The organism is Neisseria sp. 27098_8_139 (assembly GCF_041433195.1).
Classification (GTDB): Bacteria; Pseudomonadota; Gammaproteobacteria; order Burkholderiales; family Neisseriaceae; genus Neisseria; species Neisseria subflava.
In genome coordinates, this window is the sequence record NZ_JAPWBA010000023.1 from 1 (window position 1) to 10,353 (window position 10,353).

General features: G+C 63.2%; 8 protein-coding genes. All 8 read left to right on the forward strand.

The annotated features are described in order from the left end of the window. Window positions 1–559 precede the first annotated feature (559 nt). Entirely contained in the window at window positions 560–2,008 is a 1,449-nt protein-coding gene (gene cysG / locus O3660_RS11225; protein ID WP_049358114.1) for a siroheme synthase CysG, read from the forward strand. An 11-nt stretch (window positions 2,009–2,019) separates the two neighbouring features. Beyond that, a complete protein-coding gene (locus O3660_RS11230; RefSeq protein WP_080974624.1) occupies window positions 2,020–2,799 on the forward strand; it encodes a phosphoadenylyl-sulfate reductase in 780 nt (259 codons plus the stop codon). A gap of 141 nt (window positions 2,800–2,940) precedes the next feature. Beyond that, window positions 2,941–3,861 (forward strand): sulfate adenylyltransferase subunit CysD, encoded by a 921-nt coding sequence (gene cysD / locus O3660_RS11235; protein ID WP_049350896.1) that lies wholly within the window; start codon window positions 2,941–2,943, stop codon window positions 3,859–3,861. 256 nt (window positions 3,862–4,117) lie between these two features. Then, window positions 4,118–5,446, forward strand: a complete 1,329-nt coding sequence (locus O3660_RS11240) for a GTP-binding protein (protein ID WP_049350898.1) — start codon at window positions 4,118–4,120, stop codon at window positions 5,444–5,446. A 44-nt stretch (window positions 5,447–5,490) separates the two neighbouring features. Beyond that, on the forward strand, window positions 5,491–5,739 hold the full coding sequence (locus O3660_RS11245) for a hypothetical protein (protein WP_137041443.1): 249 nt from the start codon (window positions 5,491–5,493) through the stop codon (window positions 5,737–5,739). 47 nt (window positions 5,740–5,786) lie between these two features. Beyond that, window positions 5,787–7,565, forward strand: a complete 1,779-nt coding sequence (locus O3660_RS11250) for an assimilatory sulfite reductase (NADPH) flavoprotein subunit (RefSeq protein ID WP_049350895.1) — start codon at window positions 5,787–5,789, stop codon at window positions 7,563–7,565. 394 nt (window positions 7,566–7,959) lie between these two features. Further along, window positions 7,960–9,726: an assimilatory sulfite reductase (NADPH) hemoprotein subunit gene (gene cysI / locus O3660_RS11255; RefSeq protein WP_049350894.1), complete on the forward strand. Its 1,767-nt coding sequence runs from the start codon at window positions 7,960–7,962 to the stop codon at window positions 9,724–9,726. Window positions 9,727–9,811: 85 nt separating this feature from the next. Next, window positions 9,812–10,353 (forward strand): transposase (locus O3660_RS11260; protein WP_371464989.1); only part of this gene is annotated, 542 nt, incomplete at its 3' end.

A 10,353-nucleotide genomic window follows, 5' to 3' on the forward strand; every position in this document is an offset into this window, starting at 1 on the left:
CAGGTATCCGGGGAGAAAAAAGGGAAATTGGGAACAAAAAACAGCCGGAAGCTTGGGTTTGGGCTTCGGCTGTTGGGTGGAGGGGGATTTTTGCAAAGGTCTCTTGGCGCAATTTCCCGCCCCGCGCCCGGCGTTTGAAACGGTTCCGTATATCGGGCTTCTTGCGAAAATCCAAACCGGGGTTGAAAGCAAAAAGCCCGGCGGAAACCCAAGCCGGCCGCAAGAGGCGGGCGGGTCGGCTGAAACATTTGGATTCCGGCAACCTGGGCATCCTTACCCTGCCTGCGCGGCGGCAAACCGTAGCCTGCCCTTCCGGCATTTCCCGTTTTGCAGGAAGTCTGTTGCCCGCACGGCTGCCCCCGCCTGTTTTGCGGGCGCAAACCCGAAACCGGGCGGGCGGCCTCGGCCGGCGTTCAAGATACGCGCTTAGAATAAATGTTTAGCAACAATAAGTTGCCGCGCATATAATTTTTCCTTCTATCTAATGGCGAAATCAGTCTTTCCGTTCCCCCCGCCGCTTCGCCTATGATAGGCGCACGGTTTTAGAGTGAGAACGGAAATGGACTACTTCCCCCTGTTTGTCGATTTGAAAGGCCGCCCCGTTCTGGTGGTGGGCGCGGGTCATGTGGCTTTGCGCAAAATCCGCCTGCTACTGCGCTGCGGCGCGGTTGTCCGCATTGCGGCGGGCAGGCTGCATCCGAAAGTGGCCGCGCTGCACGGCGCGGGCAGGGTGGAGTGGGCGGCGCGCTCGTTCTCGCCCGAACTGCTCGACACGGCCTTCCTCGCCGTGGCCGCCACCGACGATTCCGATTTGAACGAGCGGGTGTTCCAAGCCGCGCAGAGCCGCCGCCTGCTGGTGAACACGGTGGACGACCCCGCCCGCTGCAACTTCATCTTCCCCTCGATTATCGACCGCAACCCCATCCAAATCGCCATTTCCAGCGGCGGCAAGGCACCGGTGCTGGCGCGGCTGCTGCGCGAGAGGCTGGAAGCCCTGCTGCCGCAGGGTTTGGGCGTAATGGCGCAGATTGCCGGGCAATGGCGCGGCCGCGTGAAGGCGCGGCTCGGCAGCACGACGCAGCGCCGCCGCTTCTGGGAAAGGCTGTTTGCTTCCGCCGCCTTCTGGCGTTTGGCGGAAAGCCGCCGCAGCCGCGAGGCCGGGCAGCTGATGTGGCGGCATTTGGCCGGGGAGCAGCCGCAAAGCGGCGAAGTGGCGCTGGTGGGCGCGGGGCCGGGAGATGCCGGGCTGCTCACGCTCAAAGGCCTGCAGCGCATTCAGGAAGCCGACGTGGTGCTGTACGACGCGCTGGTGTCGGATGCGGTGCTGGATTTGGTGCGGCGCGATGCCGACAAAATCTGCGTGGGCAAGCGCGCCGGCGGCGGCAGCGTGCCGCAGGAGGAAACCAACCGCCTGCTGGTGCGCCATGCCCGTGCGGGCAAACGCGTGGTGCGGCTCAAGGGCGGCGACCCGTTCGTGTTCGGGCGCGGCGGCGAGGAATTGGAAGCCTTGCGCGAAGCGGGCATTCCGTTTGAAGTGGTGCCCGGCATCACCGCCGCACTGGGCGCGGCCGCCTACGCCGGCATCCCGCTCACCCACCGCGACCACGCGCACGGCGCGATGTTCATCACCGGCCACCGCAAAATCGACGCCGAAGCGCCCGACTGGCCTGCTCTGGCGCAGAACCGGCAAACGCTGGTGGTGTATATGGGCACGATTAAGGCCGCCGAACTTTCGCGCGAGCTGATTGCGCACGGTCGCGCCGCCTCCACGCCCGCCGCCGTTATCAGCTGCGGCACGCTGCCGCATCAGCAGGTGTTTTCCGGCAGCCTGGCCGAGCTGCCCGAATTGGCCGCGCAAGCCGCCCAGCCTGCCCTGCTGGTGATCGGCGAAACCGTGGCGCTGCGGCAGGATTTGGCCTGGTTCGGCGGGCAGCCCGACCAGCAAGACGAACAGGGCGGCCGCTATGTGCAGCCGCAGCCCGCCGCAGCGGCCGGGCAGGCGGCGTGAGGGGGAATGCCGTGAATATCCGAGAAATCCCGGTTGTCCGCGAAGAAACCGCTTCCGCCGTATCCTTCCGCCCCAAGCTGTGGCAGATTCCCCGCCCCATTTCCGCCGTGTACCAAAGGCTACCTGAAAAAACCGCCGCGCTGCGCCGCCGCCTGCTGGAAATCTACCGCCGCCACAGCCGCGTGAAGCTGGCCAGCAGCCTGGCGGTGGAGGATATGCTGATTACCGACCTGCTGGCGCAACAAGGCCTGCGCGTGGAAGTGTTCATGCTGCAAACCGGCCGCCTCAACGCCGAAACCCTTGATTTGGCCGACGAAGTGCGCCGCCGCTACCCCGCACTCGACTTCCGCCTCTACTACCCCGAAGAAAAAGCGGTGGAAGAATACGTGCAAACCCACGGCCTGAACGCCTTCTACGACAGCGTGGAGTTGCGCAAGCGCTGCTGCCACATCCGCAAAGTCGAGCCGCTCAACCGCGCCCTGGCCGATGCCGACGCCTGGCTCACCGGCCAGCGCCGCGGGCAGTCGGTCACCCGCAGCGAACTCGCCCTGGCCGAATACGACAACGCGCGCGGCATCGCCAAATACAACCCGATTTTCGACTGGAGCGAACAGGAAGTGTGGGCCTACACCCTGCAGCAGCGCCTGCCATTCAACGAACTCTACCGCCAAGGCCACCCCAGCATCGGCTGCGAACCCTGCACCATGCCCGTGAAGGAAGGCGAAGACATCCGCTCCGGCCGCTGGTGGTGGGAAAGCCGCGACAGCAAAGAATGCGGCCTGCACAAATAGCCGCCGCAACCCAAAAGGCTACCTGAAAAAACGTAAGGGACTCTTCAGCCCGCCGCAAGCCCGATATTTTCAGGTAGCCCCAGCCCGCCACGGGCTACCTGAAACCGCAACCCGAACAACCAACCCGACAGAAAGCCCGCCATGAGCGCCACCCTGCAAAACGACCACCTCGACTGGCTCGAAGCCGAATCCGTCCACATCATCCGCGAAGTGCTGGCCGAATGCCGCAACCCCGCCATCCTGTTTTCCGGCGGCAAAGACTCCGTCGTCCTGCTCGCCCTCGCCCGCAAAGCCTTCGCCGTGCCCGGGCGGAGCATCCCGCTGCCCTTCCCGCTGGTGCACATCGACACCGGCCACAACTACCCCGAAGTCATCGCCTTCCGCGACCAAACCGCCCGGGAATCTGGCGCGCGGCTCATCGTCGGCAGCGTGGAAGACTCCATCGCCAAAGGCACGGTGGTGCTGCGGCGCGAAACCGACTCCCGCAACGCCGCCCAGGCCGTCACACTGCTCGAAACCATCGAAGAGCACGGCTTCGGCGCACTGATGGGCGGCGCGCGGCGCGACGAAGAAAAAGCCCGCGCCAAAGAGCGCATCTTCTCCTTCCGCGACGAATTCGGCCAATGGAACCCCAAAGACCAGCGCCCCGAACTCTGGTCGCTCTACAACGCCCGCCTGCACCCCGGCGAAAACCTGCGCGTGTTCCCCATATCCAACTGGACCGAACTCGACATCTGGCAATACATCGAACGCGAAAAGCTCGCCCTGCCGCCGATCTACTACGCCCACCGCCGCCAAGTGGTGCGCCGCAACGGCCTCTTAGTGCCCGTAACCGAACTCACCCCGCCGCGCGAAGGCGAACAGATAGAAGAGCTGTCCGTGCGCTTCCGCACCGTGGGCGACATCTCCTGCACCTGCCCCGTGGCCAGCAGCGCCGCCACCCCCGCTGAAATCATCGCCGAAACCGCCCTGGCCGACATCTCCGAGCGCAGCGCCACCCGCATGGACGACCAAGTGAGCGAAGCTGCCATGGAGCAGCGCAAGAAACAAGGCTATTTCTAGCCCGAAGGCTACCTGAAAAAGCCCCGCACCGTTTTTCAGGTAGCCTAAAAAGCCGCAAGGCAGGCTACAGGCGCAAGCAGACACAACGCCAAAGCGGATTTGGAACGCGAACGCCCGCACCCGCAAAACGGCAGCGGCGGCCTGAAAGCACTTTGCCCGCCTCATGCAGACGGAGGCAGCCGCACCCGAAACAGCGCAGACCCGCCGCCCAGGCCGTCTGAAACCCCAACAACCCACCCAAAGAAAGCCCGACATCATGACCAGCTCCCACCGCCAAGCCCCCCTGCGCTTCATCACCGCCGGCAGCGTGGACGATGGCAAATCCACCCTCATCGGCCGCCTGCTCTACGACAGCAAAGCCCTGCTCGGCGACCAGGTACGCCGCCTCGAAAGCAGCCGCAGCCAAGGCGCGATCGATTTCTCCGCCCTCACCGACGGCCTCGAAGCCGAACGCGAACAAGGCATCACCATCGACGTGGCCTACCGTTACTTCGCCACCGCCCGCCGCAAATTTATCATCGCCGACACCCCCGGCCACGAACAATACACCCGCAACATGGTAACCGGCGCCTCCACCGCCCACGCCGCCGTATTGCTCATAGACGCCGCCCAGCTCGATTTTTCCCAACAGCCGCTGCAACTGCTGCCGCAAACCAAACGCCACTCCGCCATCCTGCGCCACCTGCGCTGCCCGCACATCATCGTGGCCGTCAACAAAATGGACTTGCTCGGCTTCAGCCAAGAAAAATTCAACGCCGTCGCCGCCGCCTACCGCGAACTGGCCGACACTCTCGGCCTGCCCGAAATCCGCTTCATCCCCATCTCCGCCCTCAACGGCGACAACATCGTGCACGAAAGCGCCCACACCCCGTGGTACCAAGGCGGCTCGCTGCTGCAAGTGCTGGAAAGCCTGCCCGCAGGCGAAGGCGTGTCCGAAGCGCCGCAAGACTTCCACTTCCCCGTACAGCTCGTACAGCGCGCCGACGGCAGCAAACAGGACGACTTCCGCGGCTACCAAGGCCGCATCGAAGCCGGCAGCGTGCGCGTGGGTGACAAAATCCGCGTCGAACCCGCCGGGCTCGAAAGCAGCGTGCGCGGCATCATCGGCCTCAAAGGCAGCGTGGATCAGGCAACCGCAGGCGAACCCGCCACCCTCCTCCTCGCCAACGACATCGACATCTCGCGCGGCGACACCATCCTTTCCGCCGCCAGCCCGCTTGAGCCGCAACGCCGCCTTATCGCCACCCTGTGCTGGTTCGACAGCCGCCCGCTCAACCCCGCCCGCAAATACCTGCTCAAACACACCACCCGCACCGTGCCCGCCAAAATCGCCGCCGTACGCCGCGTGTGGGACGTGCACACCCTCAGCCACTCCGCCGGGCGCAACACGCTGGAAATGAACGACCTGGGCGAAGTCGAGCTTACGCTGGCGCAACCCGTCGTCTGCACCCTCTACGCCGCCAACCCCGCCACCGGCGCCTTCATCCTGATAGATGAAGCCACCAACCACACCGCCGCCGCCGGCATGATACTGGCCGACGCAGAAGCGGTAGGCGAAACGCAGCAGGCAGAACAGGCTACCTGAAAACCCGACGGCCAACTTTCAGGTAACCCGCAGATCGGGCATAAATGCCGAACAGAACAAATAAAGGCCGTCTGAAACCGCCGCCTTTTCCCGTGAGAGAAGGCTACCTGAAACACAATCCGGCAGCCTACCACCCGCCGTACAACCGGAGCGCGGACACCCCCGTTCGCCGTACGCAAGACGGGCTACCTGAAAACCCGACGGCTAAATTTCAGGTAGCCCCAGCAAGAGTAGCAAGAGCAAGAGTAGGTCGGGTTAGGCTGCAAGCCGTAACCCAACAATCCGCCCCTTAATTTTCAGGTAGCCCCAGCCCATAACAAACCATCCCAAGGAACCCGCCATGAACCCGCTTCCCCCCGAACTCGCCGCCCAAATCGCCGCGCTCACCCCCCTGCAGCTGGCCTGGCTCTCCGGCTACTGCTGGTCGCAGGCCGGCGGGCAGGCCGTGCAGCCCGGCATCGGTGCACCTGCCGCCACAGCCCCCGCTCCCGCCGCCGAACCCCTGCGCGTGGCCGTGATTTCCGCCTCGCAAACCGGCAACGCCCGCAAAGTGGCCGCAGAGCTGCAGCAAAGGCTCGCCGCCGCCGGCGTGAACGCCGCCCACACCGCCGCCGCCGACTACAAACCCAAAAACATCGCAGGCGAACAACTCGTGCTGCTCGTTACCTCCACCCAGGGCGAGGGCGAACCGCCCGAAGAAGCGCTCAGCCTCTACAAACTGCTCAGCGGCAAAAAAGCCCCCAAACTTTCCGGCCTCAAATTTGCCGTGCTCGGGCTGGGCGACTCCAGCTACCCCATGTTCTGCGGCGCGGGCAAAAGTTTCGACGAGCTGTTAGCCAAACTCGGCGGCGAACGCCTGCTGGAGCGGCAGGATTGCGACTTGGAATACCAGGCCGAAGCCGCCGCCTGGCTGGACAAAATCGTGCCGCTGGTGGGCAGCCTGGCCGCCGCGCCCGCCGCCGCAACTGGTACGGGCAACGCTTCCGGCAGCCCCGCCCCCGCCGCGCCCGCATCCGCCTACAACAAGGCCAACCCCTTCCCCGCCACCCTGCTCGTCCGCCAGAAAATCACCGGCCGCGATTCGGAAAAAGACGTGCGCCACATCGAAATCGACCTCTCCGGCTCCGGCCTGCAATACCGCGCGGGCGACGCGCTGGGCGTATGGTTTGAAAACGACCCCGCCGTCGTGGACGAAATCCTCGCCGCCGTCTCGCTCAAGGGCGACGAGCCGGTGAATGCGGGCGGGCAGGGCAAAACCGTGCGCGAAGCCCTGCTGCACGATTGGGAAATCGGCCTGAACACCCCGCAGTTCGTGCAGGGCTACGCCGAAATCTCCGGCAATCCCGAGCTGAAGCAGGCCGCCGCCGACGCTTCCGCCTACGCCGCCGCCAACCCGATTGCCGGTATCGTGTCGCAATACCCCGCCGCGCTCACCGCCGAGCAGCTCGCCGGCCTGCTGCGCCCGCTCGCCCCGCGCCTCTACTCCATCTCCTCCGCGCCCGAAGAAGTGGGCGAGGAAGTACACCTCACCGTGGGCGTGCTGCGCTACGAACACAACGGCATCCCGCGCACCGGCGCCGCCTCCGGCTTTCTGGGTGAACGTTTGGAAGAAGAAGGCAGCGTGCGCGTGTTCGTGGAGGAAAACCCCCGCTTCAGGCTACCTGAAAACCCCGACACGCCCGTAATCATGATCGGCGCGGGCACCGGCGTCGCCCCCTTCCGCGCCTTCATGCAGCAGCGTGCCGCCAACGGCGACAGTGGCAAAAACTGGCTGATTTTCGGCAACCAGCATTTCACCCAAGACTTCCTCTACCAAACCGAATGGCAGGGTTGGGCGAAAGACGGCCTGCTCAACAAATACGACTTCGCCTGGTCGCGCGATCAGGAAGAGAAAATCTACGTGCAGCACAAAATCCGCGAAGAAGCCGCCGAACTGTGGCAATGGCTGCAGCAGGGCGCGCACATCTACGTGTGCGGCGACGCCTCGCGCATGGCCAAAGACGTGGAGCAGGCCCTGCTCGACACCATCGCCGAACAAGGCGGCCTGAGCGCCGACGACGCAGACGAATACCTCGACAACCTGCGCCAGGAAGGCCGCTACCAGCGCGACGTGTATTGAAAACAGCGGCTGTTTTTCAGGCAGCCCCGCCAGGCAAAAAAAGGCTACCTGAAAATCAAAAAACCATTTTCAGACGGCCTTTCCCCAAGGCGGCCAAGTTGCAAACAGGAAAGGCTACCTGAAAAATTATTTGCTATGTTATTCAATTAATTGTTTCAGCGGCGGATTGAATGTCCGTATCCGGCAAATCCGCCGCCCCAAATGTCGGTTTCGAGAATCCGGCCTGGCGGTTTTCAGGTAGCCCGATTAGGAAACGGCAGTAGGACGGATACCCGTATCCGACAAGCAAAGGCAAGTTCAGGCAGCCCCAAGCAGGAAACGGAAAGGCTACCTGAAAACGGAAAACCGCCTTTCAGGCAGCCCCAAAACAACCCAAACCCAAAGGAACCCAAGCATGAGCACCCCCGACCCCCGCGCCAAACTCCCCGCCACCCCCCTGGCCGACAACGAACGCCTCAAAGGCCAGAGTCACCATTTGCGCGGCACCATCGCCCAAGACCTCGGCGACGGCCTCACCGGCGGCTTCAACGGCGACAACTTCCAGCTCATCCGCTTCCACGGCATGTACGAGCAGGACAACCGCGATATCCGCGCCGAGCGGAACGACCAAAAGCTCGACAACCTCAAAAACGTCATGCTGCGCTGCCGCCTGCCCGGCGGCGTGATCACCCCGCAGCAGTGGCTGGGCATCGACCAATTCGCCGGCAGCCATACCCTCTACGGCTCCATCCGCCTCACCAACCGCCAAACCTTCCAATACCACGGCATCCTCAAGCCCGACATCAAAGCCGTGCACCAATGGCTGCACAAACTCGGCCTCGACTCCATCGCCACCGCAGGCGACGTGAACCGCAACGTCCTGTGCACCAGCAACCCCGTGGAAAGCAGCCTGCACCGCGAAGCCTGGGAATGGGCGAAGAAAATCAGCGAACACCTCCTGCCCAAATCCCGCGCCTACGCCGAAATCTGGCTCGACGGCGAAAAAGTGGAAACCACCGAAACCGCCCCCCTGGCCGAAGGCGTGAAAAGCGGCGACGACACCGAACCCGTACTCGGCGCCAGCTACCTGCCGCGCAAATTCAAAACCACCGTCGTCATCCCCCCGCACAATGACGTAGACCTGCACGCCAACGACTTAAACTTCGTCGCCATCGAAGAAAACGGCAAACTCGCCGGCTTCAACGTACTCGTGGGCGGCGGCCTCTCCATGGAGCACGGCAACACCAAAACCTACCCCGACACCGCCCGCGAATTCGGCTTCATCGGGCTCGACAAAGTGCTCGACTGCGCCGCCGCCGTCGTTTCCGTGCAGCGCGACTGGGGCAACAGGAGCGACCGCAAAGCCGCCAAAACCCGCTACACCCTCGAGCGCGTGGGCACGGAAGTATTCATCGCCGAAGTGGAAAACCGCATGGGCGCAAAATTCCAGCCCATCCGCCCCTACGAATTCACCACGCGCGGCGACCGCATCGGCTGGGTGCAGGGCGAAGACAAAAAATGGCACCTTACCCTCTTCATCGAAAACGGCCGCATCACCGACGCGCCCGGCCGCCCGCTCAAAACCGGCCTGCGCGAAATCGCCAAAATCCACAAAGGCGACTTCCGCCTCACCGCCAACCAAAACCTCATCGTGGCCGGCGTGGCCGCCCGCGACAAGGCCAAAATCGAAAAAATCGCCCGCGAACACGGTCTCATCAACGACAAAGTGAGCAAACAGCGCGAAAACAGCATGGCCTGCGTCGCCCTGCCCACCTGCCCGCTGGCCATGGCCGAAGCCGAACGCTTCCTGCCCCAATTCCTCGACCATGTGGACGAAATCATGGCAGAAAACGGCCTGTCCGAAGAGCACATCGTTTTGCGCGCCAACGGCTGCCCCAACGGCTGCGGCCGCACCATGCTCTCCGAAATCGGCCTCGTGGGCAAAGCCATAGGCCGCTACAACCTCTACGCCGGCGGCAACCGCCAAGGCACGCGCATCCCCCGCCTCTACAAAGAAAACATCACCGAACCCGAAATCCTCGCCATCCTGCGCGAATGGATCGCCGCCTGGGCAACAGACCGCGAACCGGGCGAAGGCTTCGGCGACTACGCCGTGCGCACCGGCATCGTCCAACCCGTGCTCGACCCCTCGCGCGATTTTTGGAAAGCATCTGCCGCCTGATTCGGCAAGAAAAAGGCTGCCTGAGACCTTTGCAAAATCCCCCAAAATCCCCTAAATTCCCACCAAGACATTTAGGGGATTTTCCATGAGCACCTTCTTCCGGCAAACCGCACAAGCCATGATTGCCAAACACATCGACCGCTTCCCACTATTGAAGTTGGATCAAGTGATTGATTGGCAACCGATCGAACAGTACCTGAACCGTCAAAGAACCCATTACCTTAGAGACCACCGCGGCCGTCCCACCTATCCCCTGTTGTCCATGTTCAAAGCCGTCCTGCTCGGACAATGGCACAGCCTCTCCGATCCCGAACTCGAGCACAGCCTCATCACCCGCGTCGATTTCAACCTGTTTTGCCGTTTTGACGAACTGAGCATCCCCGATTACAGCACCTTATGCCGCTACCGCAACTGGCTGGCGCAAGACGACACCCTGTCCGAATTGCTGGAACTGATTAACCGCCAACTGACTGAAAAAGGTTTAAAAGTAGAGAAAGCATCCGCCGCCGTCATTGACGCCACCATTATTCAGACCGCCGGCAGCAAACAGCGTCAGGCCATAGAAGTCGATGAAGAAGGACAAGTCAGCGGTCAAACCACACCGAGTAAAGACAGCTATGCCCGTTG